At 59.9% G+C, this 22,529-nt stretch carries 17 protein-coding genes; 5 read left to right on the top strand and 12 right to left on the bottom strand.

Annotated features, from left to right (window positions below):
• From CAF79_RS19385 to CAF79_RS19360, 7 genes are all read right to left on the bottom strand, one after another.
• Positions 1-3,430, bottom strand: a 3,430-nt coding sequence (locus CAF79_RS19385) for an Ig-like domain-containing protein (protein WP_085699585.1), incomplete at its 3' end; no start/stop codon positions are given.
• 124 nt (positions 3,431-3,554) lie between these two features.
• On the bottom strand, positions 3,555-5,150 hold the full coding sequence (locus CAF79_RS19380) for a hypothetical protein (RefSeq protein ID WP_085699583.1): 1,596 nt from the start codon (positions 5,148-5,150) through the stop codon (positions 3,555-3,557).
• Positions 5,151-5,181: 31 nt separating this feature from the next.
• On the bottom strand, positions 5,182-6,090 hold the full coding sequence (locus CAF79_RS19375; protein ID WP_085699581.1) for a hypothetical protein: 909 nt from the start codon (positions 6,088-6,090) through the stop codon (positions 5,182-5,184).
• A gap of 70 nt (positions 6,091-6,160) precedes the next feature.
• On the bottom strand, positions 6,161-9,736 hold the full coding sequence (locus CAF79_RS19370) for a hypothetical protein (RefSeq protein WP_256579421.1): 3,576 nt from the start codon (positions 9,734-9,736) through the stop codon (positions 6,161-6,163).
• A 125-nt stretch (positions 9,737-9,861) separates the two neighbouring features.
• Positions 9,862-10,176 carry a hypothetical protein gene (locus tag CAF79_RS29510; RefSeq protein ID WP_256579419.1) on the bottom strand — a complete coding sequence of 105 codons (315 nt, stop codon included), beginning with the start codon at positions 10,174-10,176 and terminating at the stop codon, positions 9,862-9,864.
• A 118-nt stretch (positions 10,177-10,294) separates the two neighbouring features.
• The gene (locus CAF79_RS19365) at positions 10,295-10,690 is read right to left on the bottom strand and encodes a YbaN family protein (protein WP_085699579.1); all 396 of its coding nucleotides are present in this window, start codon (positions 10,688-10,690) and stop codon (positions 10,295-10,297) included.
• 10 nt (positions 10,691-10,700) lie between these two features.
• Positions 10,701-11,288, bottom strand: coding sequence for a YecA family protein (locus CAF79_RS19360; protein WP_085699577.1), 588 nt, complete (start codon positions 11,286-11,288; stop codon positions 10,701-10,703).
• Positions 11,289-11,564: 276 nt separating this feature from the next.
• Here CAF79_RS19360 and recQ point away from each other — a divergent pair, with 276 nt between their 5' ends.
• The 3 genes from recQ to CAF79_RS19345 all read left to right on the top strand — a co-directional run bounded on the left by recQ (position 11,565) and on the right by CAF79_RS19345 (position 16,172).
• Positions 11,565-13,694, top strand: coding sequence for a DNA helicase RecQ (gene recQ, locus CAF79_RS19355; protein WP_085699575.1), 2,130 nt, complete (start codon positions 11,565-11,567; stop codon positions 13,692-13,694).
• A gap of 134 nt (positions 13,695-13,828) precedes the next feature.
• On the top strand, positions 13,829-14,263 hold the full coding sequence (locus tag CAF79_RS19350) for a MarR family transcriptional regulator (RefSeq protein ID WP_085683049.1): 435 nt from the start codon (positions 13,829-13,831) through the stop codon (positions 14,261-14,263).
• Between the two features lie 127 nt (positions 14,264-14,390).
• Positions 14,391-16,172 carry a FimV/HubP family polar landmark protein gene (locus CAF79_RS19345; protein WP_085699573.1) on the top strand — a complete coding sequence of 594 codons (1,782 nt, stop codon included), beginning with the start codon at positions 14,391-14,393 and terminating at the stop codon, positions 16,170-16,172.
• Between the two features lie 6 nt (positions 16,173-16,178).
• Here CAF79_RS19345 and CAF79_RS19340 read toward each other — a convergent pair whose 3' ends face one another.
• Positions 16,179-18,368 carry a patatin-like phospholipase family protein gene (locus CAF79_RS19340; protein ID WP_085699570.1) on the bottom strand — a complete coding sequence of 730 codons (2,190 nt, stop codon included), beginning with the start codon at positions 18,366-18,368 and terminating at the stop codon, positions 16,179-16,181.
• A 70-nt stretch (positions 18,369-18,438) separates the two neighbouring features.
• On the opposite strand from CAF79_RS19340, the gene CAF79_RS19335 reads away from it, so the two are divergent.
• On the top strand, positions 18,439-18,726 hold the full coding sequence (locus CAF79_RS19335; protein ID WP_085699568.1) for a SelT/SelW/SelH family protein: 288 nt from the start codon (positions 18,439-18,441) through the stop codon (positions 18,724-18,726).
• On the opposite strand, the gene CAF79_RS19330 is transcribed toward CAF79_RS19335, so the two are convergent.
• Both CAF79_RS19330 and CAF79_RS19325 read right to left on the bottom strand, forming a co-directional pair.
• Positions 18,720-19,613, bottom strand: a complete 894-nt coding sequence (locus tag CAF79_RS19330; protein WP_085699566.1) for a DMT family transporter — start codon at positions 19,611-19,613, stop codon at positions 18,720-18,722. The two genes, CAF79_RS19335 and CAF79_RS19330, sit on opposite strands and share 7 nt — an antisense overlap.
• 71 nt (positions 19,614-19,684) lie before the next feature.
• Positions 19,685-20,449, bottom strand: coding sequence for an AraC family transcriptional regulator (locus CAF79_RS19325; protein ID WP_085699563.1), 765 nt, complete (start codon positions 20,447-20,449; stop codon positions 19,685-19,687).
• 132 nt (positions 20,450-20,581) lie between these two features.
• Between CAF79_RS19325 and CAF79_RS19320 the strand changes: the two genes are divergently transcribed.
• Positions 20,582-21,397 (top strand): UDP-2,3-diacylglucosamine diphosphatase, encoded by an 816-nt coding sequence (locus CAF79_RS19320; protein WP_007958385.1) that lies wholly within the window; start codon positions 20,582-20,584, stop codon positions 21,395-21,397.
• A gap of 117 nt (positions 21,398-21,514) precedes the next feature.
• Here CAF79_RS19320 and CAF79_RS19315 read toward each other — a convergent pair whose 3' ends face one another.
• Positions 21,515-22,105 (bottom strand): HD domain-containing protein, encoded by a 591-nt coding sequence (locus CAF79_RS19315; protein ID WP_085699561.1) that lies wholly within the window; start codon positions 22,103-22,105, stop codon positions 21,515-21,517.
• A gap of 24 nt (positions 22,106-22,129) precedes the next feature.
• On the bottom strand, positions 22,130-22,441 hold the full coding sequence (locus CAF79_RS19310; protein ID WP_085699559.1) for a DUF962 domain-containing protein: 312 nt from the start codon (positions 22,439-22,441) through the stop codon (positions 22,130-22,132).
• Between the last annotated feature and the right edge of the window lie 88 nt (positions 22,442-22,529).

Here is a 22,529-nt window from a genome sequence, read left to right as displayed (position 1 = left end):
CATTGGTGATGGTGGGGGCCACCACCGCAGTCACGGTCAGTGTCCGTGCCCCCGAAGTCTGACCCGCGCCATACAGTGCTTTGGCGGTGAAGCTGTGCGCTGCCACGCTCAGGCCCGTAAGGTCCTTGGTCCAGATGCCGGTCGATGGGTCCGCTGTGGCGTTGCCCTTGCTGGCGGCGCCGTCGAAGATCTCCACCTGCTCGCCCTTGCTGGCGCTGCCCGTCAGTTTCACGGTTGTGTCGACGGTGGTGCCGCGATCTGGAATCACGGTGCCTTTGGAATCCTGGGCATTGGTGATGGTGGGGGCCACCACCGCAGTCACGGTCAGTGTCCGTGCCCCCGAAGTCTGACCCGCGCCATACAGTGCTTTGGCGGTGAAGCTGTGCGTTGCCACGCTCAGGCCCGTAAGGTCCTTGGTCCAGATGCCGGTCGATGGGTCCGCTGTGGCGTTGCCCTTGCTGGCGGCGCCGTCGAAGATCTCCACCTGCTCGCCCTCGCTGGCGCTGCCCGTCAGTTTCACGGTTGTGTCGACGGTGGTGCCGCGATCTGGAATCACGGTGCCTTTGGAATCCTGGGCATTGGTGATGGTGGGTGGCACCGCCGCCTTCACCGTAAAGGCCCGTATCAGGCTGGAAACCGGGTCCGCTGCATATAGAGCGTGAGCTGTAATGTGATAATCCTTGATCTGGAGGTTGAGCAGGGTCTTGCTCCAGATGCCATCAACCCCAACGTCAACATTGCCGTGCGAGGTGGAGCCATCGAAAATCTCGACCTTCTCATCCCGGGTCGCGGTGCCTTTGATGGTGACCTGCTCAAAGAAGGTTTCGCCGCCCTCTGTAACCTCCCCATTGGCGTCAGTCACATGGGTGATCTTCGGCGTCAGCCAGTCGTACCGGGTTCTGATCGTCAGCGATAATTTCGGGAACTCAATCGCATTGACTTCCTGATTGGTGCCATCAAACGAGACTTTGCAAATCACGTTTGCCGGTGTGGAATGTCCCAGCTTCATTAACTCGCTTCGACGCAGGACTTCATTCAGCCCGCTGCTCACCTGCGCCGGAGTGATCTCGACGCCATCGAGCATCCTGATGACGTAGTCGCTGCCCGCTGCTGTCTTGCCTTCCAGCCTGAACCAGACGCGTTGCTTGAGCGCAATGAACGGCCATTTCAATACAAGAGCGCTTGCATCGCCGCTGAACGTCATCAGATCAAGAACATTGTTGGTTGCCAAAGGGACTTGCGGACGGGGCCAGTCGTTTTCAGGATCCTTGAAGTTGGAAACATACAAGTCCAATGAGTCCGAGGGAGTGGTTAAGCCAGAGCGTGTCACGCTATAACCAACGTCCACTCGTCGTTCGATGTTGGCGCCGATAACCGAGCCGGGAATACGAAAGGTGACGGTTCCACTGACATCCCCCGGCAATTCAAGATCAGTCGAGGTGCCAGCACCCGGTGTGCCGATCCAATTGAGGTTGATGATATCCAGACCGGGCTTCATGGTTTCGTAACTGACGCGTACATCGACGCCGTTGAGGCCGTCCTTCGGATTCAAAATGTCATCAAGGGCCTGAATCACCTTGGGCGGGAGAAGTTCGCCAACCAATTCACCAATTAACAAATCGAGCGTTGCAGAATGTTCGTAACGTTGAGTGGAGGGGCGCAGCAGCACATATCGCACCTTGACGTACTGCCCGATATTGCGCGTGACGTACTCTGCAGGCACTCGAAAACGCAGCGGGTTACCGGCGCTCAGCGCCGTAATGGGCACCCAGTCGCTGATGCTGCCGAACGGATGGGTCGCTTGCCAATACCAGGTCACGATGTCGTCTTTTTGCGTCGGCGGATTTTCGATGAATATGTGGACGACATCGAAGACTTTGGATGGGTCGAGCACATCTGGATTTTTGCCGGCTTCCTCCACCTCGGGCCTGCGCAGTGTCGCGGTGACGCCTTGTACCCTGACCAACAGATGCTCCGAATCACTGACACCGTAGAGTTCCGGCTTGTCATTGGACACGGTGTACCAAAGATCGAGGCTGCCTTTGTCGAGCACGCCGATGTGCTCTTTGTCGACGTAAACAGTGAAAAAGCCTTCTTTTGCCTCGTTGTCACTGACGGCATGAGTGAACTCATGGACATAGGGCTGACCGTTGGACTTTTCACCTATCCAGTGACCGGCGACCAGATCGCCATTGGCAATGGCTGCGTACCCGATTCGCACCGTGGCGTAAGGCCTGTGCGGCTCGAGTATGTCACCCAGCAACTCGAGAATCGTCGGTGCGTCCGGCATTGAAACGTCACCCACCACGTCGGCAAATTCGCGTTTGGAGGATAGCGGCGGACTTCCGTCCGCTTTCGTCAGCACGTAGGAGGCATCAGCCCGGCCCATGGCGATGGCGCGGACTTGCGCGTACGGCACCTCGAATGGCAAGACACTCGGGATGCTTTCCACCAGTTTGGTTTCGGTGTGAATCAACGGCTTGCCAGTAAAAGGGGTGCCGATCCAGGTCATTTCAATTGAATCTTTCAGCGCGAAATCTGAGCCCGCGATAGGGACCTGGACCGTGACGTTCTCCTTATTCAAGTTGATGATGGTGATGATCCCATTAACCGATTCCTTGATGATCGGGGCTTGCAGCCGCCAGGCGCCGGCGTCGACGGCAATCCGAGTGCGTTTGGAGTGTCGGGAAGACCAGTTCCATACTTCATCGTGAGGGTCGTACTTGATTTCCAGCGTCGGGCTGTCGCCACCGGCCAGAATGTCTTCCTGTTTGGCGACGATCACGATGGGGTCCTTGCCCTCTGCCTGAGCTTGTGTAACAAGGTGCGGCGCCAGGGTATGGCTGCCCCAGCGCATCAGAATCGTGTCTCGCAGTGTGATTTCCGGGTAGGCACGAACAGTCAGCGGAACGCCTTTTTTCGCCCACTCGGCGTCGATCACTCCCTGATCGATGATTTCCTGCGGCAGTTGCGCGATGTGCAGTTCGGAGTGCCCGTCGGGTAGATGGGGTTCCCTGTCTCGGCCACCGGGGCTGGTGAGTTTGATCCGAAACAGTGACAACACAGAGGGATCGTCCGGCGCGGTTTCGCCAAACCGGGTCAACTCATAAAAGCATTCATGCAGACCGGGAGAGAACAGCGCTTTGGGCAGATAAAAGAACAGGTGCTTGTCTTTTTCCCCCGCTTCAACCATTCGGGTGAACACCGGGACATCGTCCCAGTAAACAATATTTTTATCTCCTTCCAGCATGTCGAGGTACGCCACAATTACGCACAACACGCCGTTGGCGCTTTCCTCGACCACTGCAATATTGATCCCGCCATCGGCATCCACGACTGGCGCGACTGCGCCGCTGATCTGCATGGGCCGAAGCACCCTTGTAACGGGCTGATTGAGATCGGGAAACAGAAGCAGGCTTTTGGTGGGCATGACGAAACTCCTGAACGAGCACGCAATGGGATCGCAGACGGTTTTTTATTGAACCTGAGGGGAGGAGGGAGAGGTACTGTCAGATCTGACAGGTGAGCGCAGGTTTTCGACCAATGGTCCAAGCTCACGGTGTTTCCCCGCCAACAAGCTGGTCTTGCGGATCGAATTCGAACCTGTAGGCGTTATCTGCTGCGTTGAAAGTCAATTGCACCACCGGCAGGTAACCTGCGGTTTGCTCGAAGTAATCCTTCTGAAAGTAACGGGCGCTCGGCTTACCCAAGACACTGGTGTAGAAAAACGCCTGAAGCGGAATTTTTTCCGGAATGTTTTGCGGCCAGTCCGCGATGATGGATTCGTTATGCACCCGTTGATCCTGCACCGAAAACAATGCACGAACTTGAATGCTTACGGCGAAGGGCGCTTGCTCGCCTTTGAGGCTGCATCCGGCGTAACGATCGGTCAGTGCGTTGAAATGAGTGAGGTATGCCTCAACCGTGGTAATACCTTGCTCATCGCATGGATGACTGGGTAAAGGGGTTCGTGATGATTCATTACAGCTATCGCTTCGATAAAACGTAGCAGCGTCATGTGGCCATGCGCAGCGCAGTGTCAGAGGATAAGCCGCAGGTGCAGACAGCTCCTTGAGGATCAGACCCTGCGGCTTTGACCAGGCCAGAATGGGCAGGTAAATGTCGGCTCGCAAATAGGAAAAAGAAACGCCGTTGCGCTCCACCGACCCGGGGCTGGAATTCCACGCATGGTATTCGGGTGTTGCACTGGTCGTGCGTATCAAGACTCCGCTGCATTTGTAGGCGGCTTCGTTGTTTGGGCATGTCATGGTCGTATTGGCGTAGCGGGCATTCAGATTCGCCGCGACCTGATAGCCGATATACAACTGATCCTGCTGATTGAACCCGAACACCGCATCCGGTTTCCGGCTCAGGTCCATGCGCAGGATCGGCAGCCAGTCGCCGGTGGCGTTGAAATAGTCGCGTTGATCCTTTTGTGCGCCCAGCAATGAGCCACTCTTCGTCACGTCGTAGAACAGGCCTTGCAGTGGCAGTTGCTTCGGAGCCTGGTCGTCCCAGTTCTTTATTTGCAGCAGCGTAGGTTGGACGGACCATTCGGTGCCGATCCGTTGGTGTGCGACCAGGCTGGCGCTGAACTGCGCAGGGTCTTGAGTGCTGAGCGAGCATTGCTTTGCAGGCTGATTGCCCTGTTGTGCAAAGTGCGCAAGCCAGCTCTGGACGTCGGTCGCACCCTGAGTCGTGCAGGAGCTGGCATCCTGAGCTTTGACCGTCGCTGTCCACCCGCAACCGAAATCGGGGCGCGTGCCCTGAACCGCAAACTCGAACGGGTAGGCACACAGCACATCCAGTGCCTTGTCCTGGCCGATGGCCGTGAATTGATCGCTGAACACGGCACCGTATGCTTGCGACAGCGAGCGAGTATCAAGATCGGCGCGCAGGTAATTGAAACCCTCGGCGCCCAGTTGTACGGCGTTTGCCGAGTGTTTCCAGAATGCTTGCGTGCCCTCACTGCCGCGCAGCAACACGCCGCTGCAAAAGTACGCGGGATTGGCGCCCGCGCACTGTGGGGCGGAGTTGTGATAACGCTGATTGAGCAGCTGCGCGGTTTCTGGACCGGTTGCTGCGTGGTTGACACCACTGAACAGCAACAACGCGAGCAGCAGAAACTTGATCCGAGACGTCTTTTGCATGGTGTGCTCCACAAGCTTTCGGTCACCGCGTTCAATCTCTGGAGACACCCAGAACCTGCCAGAACGAGGCGGTGTCCTGGCTGGTGGCGTTGTCATTGACCGAGGAGCCGTTGAGGTCGTACGTCCAGGCGGTGTTGGCGCCCAAGACGTCGGCGGTCCATACCGGGTAGTTCAACCACTCAAGGAAATCCGCGACGGGGCCGCTGTCGGGGAAGTAAAGCGTCCATAGCCGTTTCGTCTGGGCGAGGGTGATCGGTTGCAGCTTTGCAGCGGTGCAGATTCTGGTCATGCCCTCCCAATCCGCACCGGCACTTAGGAAGTGCACCTCCTGAATGCCCTTGACGGTCAGTGGGTACTCTCTGCTCTGGCTCTGGCTGTCGGTCGCGCGGATCCTGCAGGTGCCGTTGCGCAGGGCGGTGATCTCGCCCGATTGTGCATCGGCACTGGCAATCAGCGGATCGGTGCTGTCCCAGGTGTAGGGAGCCTGGCCCCAAGTGGCTTCACGGGTCATGCGCGCCGCCGGGGGAGGGGCAAGCGGTGGCTTGTCGACGGAGACGACGTAGTTGTCATTGCTCAGATCCAGTGTGGCGGCGGCGTCGAAACCCGTCTGCAATTTCAGATCCAGGATGTTCGAACGTTCGCGAGTGCTCTGGTACAGCTGTACTTCGTAGCGAATCCGCACGATGTGATTCTCATCGGCAACAAATTCCCGGGCTTCTACATTGAACTCAACATCTTTGCCGACGGCATTGGCGCTGATGGGCAGGTCATCGGTGTAGGTGTCGCCGACGTACAAGTAAACGTGATCGCGGAACACCATGGGTATCCAGGGTTTTATCCTGACGGTCGCTCCCTTCGGAGGAAGCGTTTGCGGATCCAGAATGCCGTTGGGCGCTTCGTCTACAGTTGGCTCCCGCAGATTGTTGTTGGTCTGGCTCATGTCACCCTCTCCTTAATTCAGATAGGCGGCGCTCGGGTGAGCGCCGCACGGCAAGGCATCGTCGAGGGGGTCAGAGGGTATTGAGCCTGGCCAATCGGCTGGCCTTGAGCGCCAGACCGCGGGTGGCCGCATTGGCGTGGTACGACACCTGGCCTTTGAGCCGGTCTTGAGCGGCGCTGCTGTCGCCGCCGGCGAGAGCATTGCCCCAGGTCACGACTTCGCCGTCGGAAGTGAGTGCGGTAAAGGCATGACGGTTGGCGTAGATTGCAGTGACATTTACCAACTTGGTGACGACGGGCGTGGTATCTCCTCCGAGCAATGGGTCTCCCCAGGCCACCACGGTTCCATCTTTGCACACGGCGGCGAACGCTCCAGCGGTGGCGGCCAGTTGAACAAGATCGTCCCTGCCGGCGATCGTGTCAGGTATCAGCCCACCCGAATTAGCCTCGGGCCATCCGACGACGTGACCGCTGTGCCGAAGCGCTGCAAACGCATTCGAACTGGCGACGACTGAGATGATATCCGTCAAGGAGCGGATATCCGCAGGTATTGTCCCGCCATAGGTGGCAGGTCCCCAACCCGCGATTTGTCCGCTCATGAGTATGACGATGAAAGCTTGAGCATTTGCACAGGCAAGCGCCTTGATGTTGGTCAGGCCGGCGACATCGTCGGATACGGTGCCGCCTTTCGCAGTATCGCCCCAGGCGACCACACTGCCGCTTTCCCGAAGTGCAGCGAAAGCGAAGCCATTGCCAATCACGTGTTTGATATCGGTGAGGCTGGCGATCTCTGCAGGAACAACACCGCCATACCCCGCCCCAAGTCCCCAGGCCATCACTTGACCGGTTGCTCTGAGGACGGCGAAAGCATATCCGGCTGGCGCCAGTTCGACTGCATCTCTCAAGGCCAGGATTTCGGCGGACGGGGTCCCGCCTCTCTCAACATTGCCCCAGGCATGGACTGTTCCATTGGTTTTGATGCCTGCAATAGCCACGCTGTTGCCGGCGAGCAGCTTGAAGTCCGTAGGAACCACCGAGCCCATTTCTCCACCCTGACCTGCAGACCCGGGCCAGGCGACAGTGAAGTTGTTGGTACGAATCACCGCATAAGAACTGCCGGAACAAGCAGCCTTGGCAATGTCGGTGAACGTCTGAAAGGTTGGCGGGATTTTCTGGCCATTCAACGGGTTACCCCAGGCTGCCAGATTGTTCTTGTCCCGCAGCGCCACGAATGCCCCGTCATTGGCGGGAGTGCCCGGGCCACCGGTGCCAAATACATTCACTCTGTTCAGGGTGACCTGGTCGTCGCTGGTGCGAACTTGCAAGGGGGCATACGGATGGGTATCGACCCAGGTCTCCGCTTTTGTCCAGGTGCTGTCGTCGGCGTATTTCCACTCTGCCTGCACGCGTTGCCGGGTCTGTGCATTGAAGGCGGATATGAGCCAGCTGGAACTGCTCTCCCGATAAACTCCCTTGTTGTAGCGGGCACCCATGACCAGCAACTTGCCGCTGCCGATCACCTTGCGCACATCGTAGACCGTCGGGTTGGAAGGACCATGGGTTCCGCCGGCCTTGCGTTGGATTTCGTAGCTCAAGGCGATGCTTCGGCCTTCGTTGGCGTTGATCACGCTATGCAGCACCTTGATCACGGCCAGCTCTTTGTCGGCCTGCCCGGCCGTCACGGTATGCGGATATGTTGTAGTGGTTAGACCCTCTACCTTTACCGTGATTTCATCGCCTTCCTTCAGAAGGGCGGTTGCCGGTATCACCACCGTCGCGCCGTTTGGATAAACATCGTCCGGATTCAACTGATCTTTTTGAGGGCCGGTTGCCTCCTTGAACGTGGCGTCTGGCAGCTTGAACTCCGTTGCCTCGACTCTCAGCGGATAATCTTCACCGGGGTTCCGGCCACCCTCGAACAGTTCCACGTAATAACTGATCACCACATTCTTGTTCAGGCAGGCCAGCACGGTGGCCCGGTCAACCGGGAACTCGACGGGTTTGCCCTTGTTGTTTCCGCTGATGGATTTGTCGTCCGTGTGCACCGTCACTCCGTCCGTGGTGGCCCACGTCATGTAGAAATGATCGCCAGCGTTTTCTGGCCGGTTTGCGGCAATTCTGACGGTTGCACCGTCCGGGGCATTGGCGGGGTCGAGGATTCCATCGGGGGCTTGCACCACTTCCGCTGGATCCAGCAGTGGTTGCTCTGCCTGGCCTACGACAAAGGTCAGCGGATTGGAGTAGCTGGTGGTATCGGTTTCGAAGCGCCAGATCCTGTAGGACGCAGTAATTTTTTTTCCGCGGTTGGGCTCAATATGCGCAGCTACGAATGCGGCATTCAGTGTGAAATTAACATCCTTGTTGGCCGAGAGTGCATTCAGTGTGATCGTGTCTTCGATCTTGCCGGTGACCTCACCGTCCCAGGTGTACGTCACCTCGTCCTTGGCTTTACTTGGAGTACCTGTGGGTCTTGGTGCGGTCAGTCTGCTGGCGCCTGCGGGCAAGTCGCCGGGTTCCAGTCCACCATTCACTTCTCCCAGAACGATGGGCTTGACCAGTTCAAACTGCGGTTCGCCGACATTGACGGAGGTAGCAGGTCGGGAAAGGCGCCTGATGATTTCGCCGTCCTTGTCCATCAGCAATGTATAGGACGCGACGACTTTTCCGCCTTTGAGGGTGTGAATGTGTTTGCCGTCAATGGGGATGCCAAAACCGTTCGGGTTGTCTACCTCGGACTGGTCCGGGAAATACCATTCATCTTCGAAGCTGGGATCATAGGTAGTGCCATTGGGGCGCGTGCCGAACCATCTGATTTCGATTGCCATACCGACTTCAATGACCGGATTGTGCGGGATTCGCAAAGTGGTACTCGGGAGGTCGTCGGGAATCACACCATTTTGTGCGTCGTCGAGAATCGGGGCCGCCAGTTGATCGGCTTCGCCCACAATCTGCACGAACTGGCCTTTGGATTGAAGCGGATCGGTGCTGCCATTGCGTTCCAGGCGGTAAGAGAAAGTGGCTTGGGTTTTTGCCAGCTTTCGCGCATCCGAGTTCTCGATTAGCAACTCGTAGGTGTGTGGCAAGTTGTCGATCTCCACTAAGGGAGCCACGGCTTCGATCGGATCGCCCTCTACCGTGGTACCGCGCATCTTCAGTCCGATGTTGTCGCCTAGCTTGAAGTCTGGGGCTCTGGCCACCACTTGAACGATGACCTTGTCGTCACCCAGTTTCTCAAGATCAAGCACGTTGTTGATGGCCTGTTGGACAATAGGGGCGAGCAGAAGATTTGTGCCCACCGAGACTACGATCCGGGTTTCCTTAGACCAGTCGTCTGCGACGTTTTTCACTATGTCCTTCACAATGAAGGCCGCACCAAGGCCCCTTTCATCGCTGTCGCCGGCGAGTTCGATGAGTGCTTTATCCACCACGATTTCGATTGGGTTGTTGTTGGGGTCATTGATCTGCTCGGCGGTCAGCGGTGCGGATTTTTTGGGATAACCGCCCCAGGTAATCTCCGGAATATCGCCGACGGCGGCATTGGGGTAAGGCGGGGCGGTGCCGGACTCGGAACGGATGATGATCGGCACACCCGCCTCTGCTATGTCCTTATCTACGACACCGTTGACGATTTCCGGATCGATATACATATACAACTCAGAGTGGCCAGGGCCTGGCAACGTATCTTGCCCCCCCGGAATCTCGAGTTTTTCGTATATTTTGGTCGGAGGAGTCTGGATTTCCCACGCTTGATTGAGTCGTTTGACTCGGTAATTCAGGGTATGCGAGCCGGTCTGGGCGTGCCGGGGGGGGCGACGAACAGCGTTACGCGCTGGCCCACCTCGGCGGCTTCCCTGATGGTGGTCTGGGCAACGACATTGCCATCCTTCAACAGTTCGACGTCGTCACCGATGCCCATCTCGGTCCATGGCGAGATGTAAGTCTGCAGTCCTTGTTCGGGGTGTACCCCCATCGCCGCAGCCCGATTGATCCCCCACTCACCGGAAGGCAATGGTTCTGGTTGCTTGTCGGGGATTTCCAGCTCGGCAAGAGCCAGGGTGGCAACTCTTTTCGCAGGTTTTTTCAACATGGCTGACACTCCTGTCGAGGGATGGGCGACGGAGTGATTTAAGGATTGAAATCGATCGCCTGGCTACTGTCAGATCTGACAGGTGCGCAGGTTTTTTCGACGAACGGTTGGTGAGCGCTCAGCGTTTGTGCAGGGTTTTCTGTCGCAGAATGTAGACCGTCACCAACACCGCACTCGTCAACATGAACCCGCGCGCCCACGGCAGCGGCACCAGGTAGCATGAGAACAGAATGCTCGCCCACATCAGCCCGATCGCGTAGACCTTGCCCTTGAGCGGAATGCCGTTGCCATTGAGGTAGTCGCGGATCCATGGCCCGAGCCGGGGATGCTCGACCAGCCATTGATAGAAACGCGGAGAGCTGCGGGCGAAGCAGGCAGCTGCCAGCAGCAGGAAGGGAGTCGTGGGGAGAACAGGCAGGAATATCCCGATCACCCCCAATGCCACGCTGAGCCAGCCGGTGGCCAGCAGGATGTAGCGCAACATCAGGGAGCGCTTGCCTATGGGGTTGTCCATAGGCCGGATCTTAGTGGTGACGTGGCTTGAGGATCGCCGGTTTTTCGTCAGGTGCCTGGCACAGCAGGTACAGCGCGGTCAGGGCTTCTGGAATCTGCACGATCATGTCGTCCATCAGGTTGGCGTCCCTGGCGATATCTTCGAACTCGGGCTGTTCGTCGAACAGGCCCGAACCGACCATGATCGGCAGGAGCATTTCGCTGACTTCTTCCTCGGCGGTTTCGAACCAGGCCGCTTCGCGCAGGAACACGCCTTCCATGAAGCCGATGCACCAGCCGCGCAGTTCGGAATCGTCCGGCTCGTCGCCCAGGTCCAGTTCGCATGGCAGCTCGAATTCTTCATCCGACGCCAGTTGGCGGGCGATGTGGGCCTTGAGGCCGATCAGCGTGGCTTCGATCTCTTCACGCTGGGCTTCGCTGCTGTAATGCGGCTCTTCGGCGAACAGGGCGTCGATCCACTCACGGTCCGGCACCACATCGGCGCAGATCGACAAAGCAGTCAGGTAACCGTGAGCGGCCACGTAGTCCAGCGCCTCTTCATGCAGCTCGTCGGCGTCGAGGAAGACTTGCAGGCGGGTTAGTTGCTCGGCGAAGGACATTAAAGGGCTACCTTGGGGAATAAACAATGCGGGAATTCTAGGCCTTCTTGAGCCCTCAAGCCAGCCGCACGGCAGATTTGCCCGCACAAGCTTCTTATCGGCGGTGCCCTTTGCCGGGGAGGGCTCGGGTATACTGCCGCGCTTTGCGATCCCTGCCGGTGTCGCGGCTGAATCCGTACGGCGTCATGCAATGCGCCCTTACGTTTTGTTTAAAGCAGCCTCGGCTGTCTTGAACCAGCCTGTGCAGGGATGTTTCGGTGGATTTTTGGAGTTTTTATGCTCGAACAGGCTCAACGCGTCCTCAAGGACATCTTCGGCTACGACAGTTTCCGTGGCCGTCAGGGTGCAATCATTGAGCGCGTGGCCAGTGGTGGTGATGCCCTTGTCCTGATGCCGACCGGCGGCGGCAAGTCGCTGTGCTTCCAGGTGCCGGCGCTGCTGCGCGACGGCCTGGCGGTGGTGGTGTCGCCGCTGATCGCGCTGATGGACGATCAGGTCGCCACCCTCGAAGAGCTGGGCGTGGCCGCCGCCGCGTTGAACTCCACATTAAGCGCTGAACAACAGCGCGACCTCGCCAACCGCATCAAGCGCGGCGAAGTGAAAATGCTTTATCTGGCGCCCGAGCGTCTGGTGCAGCCGCGCATGCTGTCGTTCCTGCAAGGCTTGAACATCGCCCTGTTCGCCATCGACGAAGCGCACTGCGTATCGCAATGGGGCCATGACTTCCGCCCGGAATACCTGCAACTGGGGCAACTGGCGGAAATGTTCCCCGACGTGCCGCGCATCGCCCTGACCGCCACCGCCGACAAGCGTACCCGGGAAGAAATCGTCACCCGTCTGCATTTGCAGAGCGCCGAGCGTTTCCTGTCGAGCTTCGACCGGCCGAACATCTTCTACCGCATCGTGCCCAAGGAGCAGCCGCGCAAGCAGTTGCTGGCGTTCCTCGCCGAGCGGCGCAGCGATGCCGGCATCGTCTACTGCCTGTCACGCAAGAAGGTGGAAGAGGTGGCCGCGTTTCTCACCGAGCAGGGCTTCCCGGCGCTGCCGTACCACGCCGGTCTGCCCAACGATCTGCGCGCCTATCACCAGAAGCGCTTCCTCAACGAGGAAGGCTTGATCATGGTCGCCACCGTGGCGTTCGGCATGGGTATCGACAAGCCCAACGTGCGCTTCGTCGCTCACCTTGATCTGCCCAAATCCCTTGAAGCCTATTACCAGGAAACCGGGCGCGGAGGCCGTGACGGCCTGCCGGCGGACGCGTGGATGGCCTACGGTCTGCAAGACGTGGTGATGCTCAAGCAGATGCTGCAGAACTCCGAGGGCGACGAACGCCATAAGCGTCTGGAGCAGCACAAGCTCGACGCCATGCTCTCGCTTTGCGAAGAAACCCGCTGCCGCCGTCAGGCACTGCTGGCGTATTTCGACGAAGACATGCCCGAGCCATGTGGCCACTGCGACAACTGCATCGACGGCGTGCAGACCTGGGACGCCACCGAGCCTGCGCGTCAGGCGCTGTCGGCGATCTACCGCACCGGGCAGCGTTACGGCGTCGGCCATCTGGTTGACGTGCTGCTGGGCAAAGACAACGAAAAGGTTCGCAGCTTCGGCCATCAGCACCTGTCTGTGTTCGGCGTGGGCAAGGCGCTGGGGGAGAGCGAATGGCGTTCGCTGTTCCGCCAATTGGTCGCCCGTGGCCTGGCGGACGTCGATCATGAAGGCTACGGCGGGCTGCGTTTGAGCGACACCTGCCGGCCGCTGCTCAAGGGCGAAGTGAGCCTGGAGCTGCGCCGCGACCTCAAGCCACAAATCACCGCCAAGAGCGGCAGCAAGAGCCAGGCCAGCCAGCTCGTGCGTGGCGAAGAGCGCGAACAGTGGGAAGCGTTGCGTGCCCTGCGGCGCAAACTGGCGGAAGAACACGGCGTGCCGCCGTACGTCATCTTCCCCGACTCGACCCTGCTGGAAATGCTCCGCAGCCAGCCGACCTCGCTGGCCGACATGGCCCGGGTCAGCGGCGTCGGTGCGCGCAAGCTGGAGCGTTACGGCGAAGCTTTCCTCGAAGTGCTCGGCGGCGAGGCCGAGGCACCGAAAGTCGTGGCCGACGTGCGCCACGAACTGATCACTCTGGCCCGCGCCGGCATGACACCGTTGCAGATTTCCGGTCAGTTGCAGTGCTCGGAAAAAAACGTCTACGCCATGCTCGCCGAAGCCATCGGCAAGCAGCAGTTGTCGCTGGAACAGGCGCTGGATTTGCCGGAAGACCTGATGGGTGAAGTCCAGGACGCATTCCTGGACGGCGAAGGCGAACTGCCGTCCGTCGCCGAAGTGGCCGAGCTGTTTGCCGGTCGTGTACCGGAAGGCGTGCTGTACTGCGTGCGGGCTGCGCTGCAATCGGAGTTTGAAATGTAAGAGGGCGTTTGTGCCAACCCTCATGCGGTTGTAACGATTCAGTACGGGGCGCCTCTTGCCTATAGGCAAATGTCATGCTTAGCTGACTAATAATTAGTTTTTCTCTATTTGTTCAGTCTAATCATGAGTGTTTTATGCCGTTAACCGATCAACACCGTTTTGGCATGCAATTGGCCCAGATGTCCCGAGGCTGGCGTGCCGAACTGGATCGCCGGCTGGCCGGCCTGGGTTTGTCCCAGGCGCGCTGGCTGGTGCTGCTGCATCTGGCGCGTTTCGAAGAGGCGCCGACCCAACGTGAGCTGGCGCAAAGCGTCGGCGTCGAAGGACCGACCCTGGCCCGTCTGCTCGACAGCCTGGAAAGCCAGGGACTGGTGCAACGCCAGTCTGTAATGGAAGACCGCCGGGCAAAGAAAATCGTGTTGTGCTCACCGGCCCTGCCGCTGATCGAACAGATTGAAACCATCGCCACGCAACTGCGCAAGGAATTGTTCGAGGGTATCGATGAGGCCGACATGAAGGTGTGCATGCGGGTTCACGGGCACATTCTGGCCAACCTGGAAAAGTCTTGAGGCATAACCGCGTGCCGTTTTTTTGAGAGATCGCGCTGGGCGGACTATAAGAACTACTGGGCAATATCGTGTTCGTACCGGATGTGCGAACGCATAGAAGTCGGTTTTGCTTATTTAAGGGATGCTCATGCTCGGAAGTCGGCACGTGGTACTGCGTTGCACCAACTCACTGTTGGTGGCCGGTGTTCTCACCTGGTCCACCGCATCATTGGCGTTGGGGCTCGGTGACATCACCGTGCATTCGGCCCTCAATCAACCACTCAAGGCTGACATCGCCCTGGTGGATGTCGGGGCCGTCAGCGAAAGCGATCTGGCGATCCGTCTGGCCTCGGCGGACGAGTTTGGCCGCGCCGGTATCGAACGCGTGTTCTTTCTCAATGACCTCAAGTTCACCCCGATTCTGCGCGGCAATCGCAACATGATCCGGGTGACCTCCAGTAAACCGGTCAATGAACCCTTTCTGAATTTCCTGGTGCAACTCGATCAGCCCAATGGGCACCTGCTGCGCGAATACACCGTGCTGATCGACCCGCCGGGCTCACCGGGAATAGTCCCGGCCACCGACGAGCCGACTGCGCGTGCGCAATCGTCGGAATTCCCGACCCCCGAGGCTCCCTCCGCAACGACGCCGGCCAAACCTGTTGCACCCTTGCAGCCACCGGCCCCGGTCGCCGACGTGCAGGCCGAGCAAATGGCGGCGAGCCTTGTGCAGAACCAGCAACTGCAAAAAACCATCGATGAATTGAACGTGAAGCTTCAGGCCCAGGCAGTGCTGATCGCTGACGGCAAGAAACAGCTCGGCGAGCTGCAGGCCCGTCTGATTGAAGTGCAACAGGCACCACCGGCACCCGCAACACCCGTGGCGCCTGTGCCGGCGCCGGTCATTGCCCCGGTCGAGTCTCAGGAGGATTTACTCAACTGGCCGCTGCTCGGCGGATTGTTGCTGGTCCTGGGATTATCGGTGGCAGGGCTGTACGTGCGCCGGCAACGCCAGCAGGCGCAAGGGACTGCTGCGCCGTTGCCGTTCCTGCCGGTACGAAACGAACTCCCGGTCGACGACACCGAACCAATGCAGCCGAGTGCCGTGCACAGTGCGGTCGAACATCGCGAAGACCACGCCAACGGCGATGTGCTGGAAGCGGTCGGCATTTATCTGGCCTACGGTCGCTTGAGCGAGGCTGCCGGTTTATTGCGTGATGCATTGCAGCGGGAGCCGGAGCGCATTGACCTCGGCGTGCAGTTGCTCGAAGTGCTGGGGCGGCAAGGCGACTCGCCGGCCTATGACGAGCAGGAAGCCCGTCTGCGTCAGCTCGGGGTCGAAGATCAGCGCTTGCAGGAGATTCGCGCCCGCTACCCGAAACTGGTCAGCGCCGCACCTTTGGTGGCGGCGGCCCCGGTGATTGCCGAGCTGCCGATCGAATCCTCCGGGTCTGTCGAACCGGTAGTCGAAGACAATTTCGAACTGAATCTGGACCAGCTCTCGATGGCCTCCAGTTGGGATCTTGAGGAAGCTCGCCCGGCCAGCGCCGAACCTGAGCAGGCTCCATCGACGCTGGGCTCCGATCTGCAGGTATTGCCACAGGATTTCGAACTGCCGGAAACCCTGCCCGACGATGCCGAAACCGCTGAACTGGAATGGATCGTCGAACCAGAAACGCAGCCGCTGGACGAGGACTTTCTCAACGAGTTTGGCGATCCCGGCCCAGCGCTCTCCCTGGAGCCACTGGAACTGCAAGCCCCGGAACCCGAACCCTCGGACGCCGAGAACGCCGGCAAACTCGAACAGGCCCAGACCTGCATCGATGACGGCGATATCGATAGCGCCATTGCCTTGCTCAACGAACTGCTCAAAGAGGCTGACGAACCTCTCAAGCAAACGGCGCGCACGCTGTTGGCCGGGATTCGCTGACGACGGTCAGAACGTCTGCCCGAGGTTCAGGTACACCGCCTGCTCATCCGCATCATTCAGGCCATAGCTGAAATTCAGCGGCCCCAGCGGCGTATCGAAACCGATGAACACGCTGGCGGCGTTGATGTAGCCGCTGTCGAATTCATTGTCGTTGTTCCACGCCCGGCCCCGTTCCAGTGATGCACCGGCGTACAACGGGAAGTCCAGCGGCAGGTACGAGCGCGGGGTGAGGCGGCGGTAGTACACCGCGCGCATCAGACTAACGTTTTGCCCGGAGATCGCATCCTCGCGGAAACCCGACAATTGCCGGGCGCCGCCGAGCAGGAAACTGGAGGTCACCACGTTGGCATCGTCCAGCGTGCGACCGTAACGACCGCCCAGGATCAGCGTGTCCGGGCCGCTGCTCATGGCCTTGTCCAGTTTGAACTCCCACTGCCGGTAGCGTGTGTCGGAACCCAGGCTCGGTTCGAACTGCACCAGCGTCAGGCCGATGTCTTCGCCTTCGTGGGGGTAGTAGACGTTGTCCAGCGAGTCGAACGAGTACTTCAGCGCATAGAACCCTTCGTTGAAGTTTTCGCTCGGCAGATCCTGATCGCCGATCCGCACATCCGCCTTGCCCCAGGCCTCGCCGACGCCGAAGCGCACTTCGCCGCTGTTGCCGATCTGCCGGCCAACGTTGAGGCCGAAGCCGTAGCGCTCGACGCGATACTGGGCGATCGGATCGTTGTCCAGAACCGAGTCGACGTTTTGCGCGGCGAACGACGCATAAGGCGCCACGAAATAGCGAGAGCCCACATCCAGCGGCTGATAGAACTCGCTGTACAACTCTTGTTGATCGCCGATTTGTGCTCGGGTCAGCCATTCCGCGCCGAGGCGGTTGATGCCGTTCATTCGGTAACTGGCGCCGAGGTTGAAGGCGCTGTCGCCGCGCATGTCATCCGACAGATTGAGGCCGACCCGCAGGTAATCGGTGCCGGTACGTTTGCCCCGCGCGCTGATCACCAGCGTGTGATCCGCGCCCTTGTGGACCACGCGGTATTGCACCTGCTCGAAGTAGTCGAGGCCATACAGCGTGCCCATGTCGGTTTGCAGACGACCCAGGTCCAGCGGCTCGCCGATGTGCTGGCGGATGTAGTAGCGGATCACGTCGTCGCCGACTTTCGAGTCGTTCTCGACCTTGATTGCGGTAATGATCGGCGTGCGCTGGCCCGGCGCGCGGGCGGCATTGAGTTCGGCGTCCTGCGACTGCACGGGTTTGAGGCGGGCGAGGCGTACGTCCAGAGCCTTGGTCGCGCGGTAGCCGGCGTCGATCATCTCCTGGCCCCGACCGAAGTCGGTGGCCCCGAAACTGGCCAGCGGCGGCTGGATCAGCACGTCATCGGGATGCAGGGTCGCCAGTTGCTCTTCGGAGTTGCGCCGGGTCATCAGGGTGATCGACTGGTTCAGCACATCGACCACGGTCACCAGTTGCTTGCGGTTGCGCAGCGGGGTACCGATGTCGACCACGATAGCCACGTCGACGCCCATTTCCCGGGCCACGTCGAGGGGGATGTTGTCGGTCATGCCGCCATCCACCAGCAGGCGGCCGTCGAGTTCGACCGGGGCGAACACCGCCGGGATCGACATGCTGGCGCGGATCACCTGGGGCAGGTGACCTTTGCGGAACACCACTTTTTCGCCGTTGGCGATGTCGGTGGTCACGGCGCGGAACGGGATCGGCAGCTTGTCGAAATCCCGGGTGTCGCTGGTGTGGGCCAAGAGGCTTTCCAGCAGTAGCGCAAGGTTCTGGCCCTGAATCACGCCCAATGGCAGGCCGAGGCTGCCGTCGTCGCGAAAGCTCAGTTTCTGTTTCACCAGAAAGTCGCGGTCATCCTGCTTGCGCCTGAACGGTACGTCTTCCCGGGGCGGGGCGTCGGACAGTGCCTGCTGCCAGTCGATGGTCAGGGCGAGTTTTTCCAGTTCGTCGATCTTGTAGCCCGAGGCGTACAGGCCGCCGACCACCGCGCCCATGCTGGTGCCGGCAATCGCATCGATCTTGATGCCTTGTTCTTCCAGGGCCTTGAGCACACCGATGTGCGCCAGGCCACGGGCCGCGCCGCCGGACAGCACCAGGCCGACTTTCGGGCGTGTTGCCTCACTGGGATGAACGAACAGGGGAAGGAAACCAAGCAGCAGGCAGATCAGAAGGCGACGCATCGTGAGTCTCGGGGCGAGCGATAAAGCCGGCTATTATAGCGGCGCCCCTCTGGCTCAGGAGTTTCAGCGCATGACCGACACAAAACCGGAAATCGTCATCACCTATTGCACGCAATGCCAGTGGCTGTTGCGCGCCGCGTGGCTGGCGCAAGAACTGCTCAGCACCTTTGGCGATGATCTCGGCAAAGTGTCACTGGTGCCGGGCACCGGCGGGATATTCCACATTACCTGCAACGACGTGCAGATCTGGGAACGCAAGGCCGACGGCGGTTTCCCGGAGGCCAAGGTGCTCAAGCAGCGGGTGCGCGACCAGATCGACCCTGACCGCGACTTGGGCCACAACGATCGTACTCAGTGAGAGGTCGCCTCGGCCGCGACGGTTTTCTTGTCGTTGCTGCCTGACATCCGGCTCGACACCACGATGGCAACGATGATCAACGCGCCGCCGATCAACATGCGCAGGGTCGGATTTTCATCGAACAGCAGCCAGGCCACGGTAATTCCGTACACCGGCTCCATGGCGAACACCACCGCGGCCGTGCGGGCCTTGATTACCGCGAGGCTGGCGACAAACAGGCTGTGGGCAACGCCGGTGCAGAACACCCCGAGCAGACCGATCCACACCCAGTCGATGGCGCGCACTTGGCTCAGTTGCGGCGCCGCGACCGGCAGCAGACACAGCGCCACCACCACGTTCTGACACAACGCCGCCTGCACCGCCGGGATACGTCCGGAGCTGGCGCGGTTGGTCAGGGACAGCAGGGAAAACAGCAGGCCGGACAGGATTGCCCAGAGCAGGCCGGTAGTCGCGCCGCTGGCCAGATCGAATGCCGGCGTCACCAGCACCAGCCCGACACTGACCAGCGCCACCAGCACGATTTCATTGGCGCGGATGCGCTCGCGGAAGATCAGCCCTTCGAGGATCACCGTGAAGGCCGGGAAACTGGCGAAACCCAGGGTCGCGATGGCGACGCCCGCGACCTTGACCGCAATGAAAAAACTTACCCAATGGCCGGCCAGCAGCGCGCCGCTCAGGGCCAGTCGTCGCCAGTCGACGGCCTGCAATTTCTGCCAGCCGCCCTGTTGGGCGAAACGGGCGAAAAAGGCCAGGGCCAGCACGGCGAACGCGGCGCGTCCGAACACGATGACCGCGGGCGTTGCGGCTGCGAGTTTGCCGAAGACGCCGGTCAGGCCGAACATCAGTGCGCCGATATGCAGGGCGCCCAGGGCGGTACGGGGAGTCATTGCAGTCCTTTTTCAAACACCATTACAGGCACACATTGAAGCGTGTCCCGACGGGAAAGTCTGTCGGCAGGCTATCGACTTTTGTCGTCAGCCTCGCGCCGCAATTGTGTAGGAGAGATACCAAATTCACGCAGGACGGCGGCCGAAAACGCACTTTGCGAGTTGTAGCCGACTCGGCAGGCCACTTCACCGACGGGCAGCGTGGTGTTGCGCAACAGCGCGACGGCTTTGTGCAGGCGTCGGCTGCGAATGTAGTCCATCGGTGTTTGCCCGCATTCGGCGACGAACCGCGCATGCAGCCGGGCGCTGGATAACCCGGCGACGCGCGCCAGATCCGCGACTTGCAGCGGATAAGCCGCGTACTGCTCGATGTGCGCATCGAGTGCCGCAAAGGGCAGGCGGCGCGCGGTGATCTCGGTGGGTGGCACGTGGTTCAGGCTTGCCAGCAGCAACACCGCGCCCTGTTGCGCAATCAACGGATCGTCCACCGGGCTGTTCGCCAGCCAGTTGACCAATTGACCTTGCCCCGCGTCCAGCGACAAACGGGCGGCGTTGTCCAGCAGTCGGCGGCTGGCATCGGCGTGATCGCCCAGTGAGCGTGTCAGCCATTGTTCGTCGGGCACATCCAGTACCAGACAGCGGCTGCCCTTGGGGCTGCCGCACGCGTGATGCGCACCGGCGGGGATCACCACGAAGCTCTGCTGCATTACCTGACTGCCACGCCCTGCGACTTCGAAATCCAGCGCGCCGGACAGGCCGAACACCAGTTGCGCGTGGTTGTGGCTGTGGGCGATCAGGTCGTGGCTGTAATGGCGCAGGGTCAGGATCGGTTGCATGGTGGTCTCCGGGCGAGCCGCCAGTCTACACCGGCACAGGGGCGGCGCGTTTGTCACACGACTGACGCATGCTTGTCATGGTCGATTAACCGGGCGCGCGCACAGTGGGGAAAACATCGCAGAGGGTTGCCCATGACCAGCGCCGAGCTCGCCAGACCCAGCCGTAAACAACGGGTTCGCACCCTGTGGATCTCTGACGTGCACCTGGGCACGCGGGATTGCCAGGCCGAGCATCTGTCGCAATTTCTCAAGGGCTATCACGCCGACAAGATCTACCTGGTGGGTGACATCATCGACGGCTGGAAGCTGCGCGGTGGCATGTACTGGCCACAGGCACACACCAATGTGATCCGCCGTTTGCTGACCATGAGCAAACGCGGCACCGAGGTGATTTACGTCACCGGTAACCACGACGAATTCCTGCGCCGCTATTCAAAACTGATTCTGGGCAATATCCAGTTGGTCGACGAGGCGGTGCACGTCACGGCTGATGGCCGGCATCTGCTGGTGATTCACGGCGACCAGTTCGACGTGATCACCCGCTATCACCGCTGGCTCGCGTTTCTCGGCGATTCGGCCTACGAATTCACCCTGACCCTCAACCGCTGGCTCAATCACTGGCGGGCGAAATACGGTTACGGCTACTGGTCGCTGTCGGCTTATCTCAAGCACAAGGTGAAGACTGCGGTCAGCTTCATCAGTGACTTCGAGGAAGCCATCGCCCACGAGTGTGTGAAACGCGAATTGCACGGCGTGGTCTGCGGGCACATTCACCACGCCGAGATCCGCAAGGTCGGCGAGGTGGATTACCTCAATTGCGGTGACTGGGTGGAATCGTGCACGGCGCTGATCGAGCACTGGGACGGCACGATCGAGCTGTATCGCCTGGCGGATGCGCAGGCGCGGGAAGCCGAATTGAAAGCCGCGAAGGTTGCCGAGCTGGCCTGAGCGACGGCCCCTGTGGGAGCGAGCTTGCTCGCGAATGCAGTACATCAGACAAAGCAGTATTGACTGACACTCCGCATTCGCGAGCAAGCTCGCTCCCACAATGGATCGGGATTGTCTTTATGCGGGGGTGTGCTCTTCCATCGCCGCTTTATAGATCGAGTTTTTCGGCTGGGCGAACAGTCTTTCCACCATCGGTTCGAAGAAGCTCAACGGCAAGGTGTCGTACTCGGGGTCGAACGCCGCCGCGTCGTATTTGGCGCAGAACTCTGCGGTTGCCAGAAACTGCGGATGGTCGCTGAATTGCTCGCGCAGGTGCCGATCCATGCCAAGGTGATGGAAAAAGTAGTAGCCCTGGAAGATTCCGTGCTTTTCCACCATCCACAGGTTTTCGGCGCTGACGAACGGCTTGAGGATGGCGGCGGCGATGTCCGGGTGATTGTAGGAGCCGAGGGTGTCGCCGATGTCGTGGAGCAGGGCGCAGACCACGTATTCCTCGTCGCGCCCGTCGCGAAAGGCGCGGGTTGCGGTTTGCAGCGAGTGGGTCAGGCGATCCACCGGAAAACCGCCGAAATCGCCTTCCAGCAGTTTCAGGTGGGCCATGATCCGGCCCGGTAATTGGCGGGCGTAGGCGCTGAAGTCCGCCGCAATGATCGCCCAGTCGTCCTGTGTACCGTCCTTCATGTGGGTGAAACGGGCAGTGGCATTCATCGGCAATCCTCTTGGTCGGAATTTCTAGAACGGCACGCGGCCCAGGATCATGTCGCGGTACATGACGAAGTCGCCGAGCAGGCTGTAGAACGGGTGCTGGAAGGTGGCCGGGCGGTTTTTCTCGAAAAAGAAATGGCCGACCCAGGCAAAGCTGTAGCCCGCCAGCGGTAACGCAAGCAACAGCAGCCAGGCGCCCTTGGCGATGGTCAGGGCAAGAATGAAGATCACCAGCGTCGTACCGATGAAATGCAGGCGACGGCAGGTGCTGTTGTTGTGCTCGCTGAGGTAATACGGATAGAACTCGGCGAAGCTGTTGAAATGCCTGATGGTTTCCACGACTGCGATCTCTGTGGTTGTTGTTCTGATTGCAAGTTGTTCGGCGGGTAGCTTATTTGAGTCTAGAGTGATCAATGGCGTCGGCCAG

It is taken from the genome of Pseudomonas sp. B26(2017) (assembly GCF_002113045.1).
In the GTDB taxonomy this organism is placed as follows: Bacteria; Pseudomonadota; Gammaproteobacteria; order Pseudomonadales; family Pseudomonadaceae; genus Aquipseudomonas.
The sequence above is the reverse complement of the archived record's forward strand: the minus strand, read 5'-3'. Positions and strand labels throughout refer to the sequence as shown.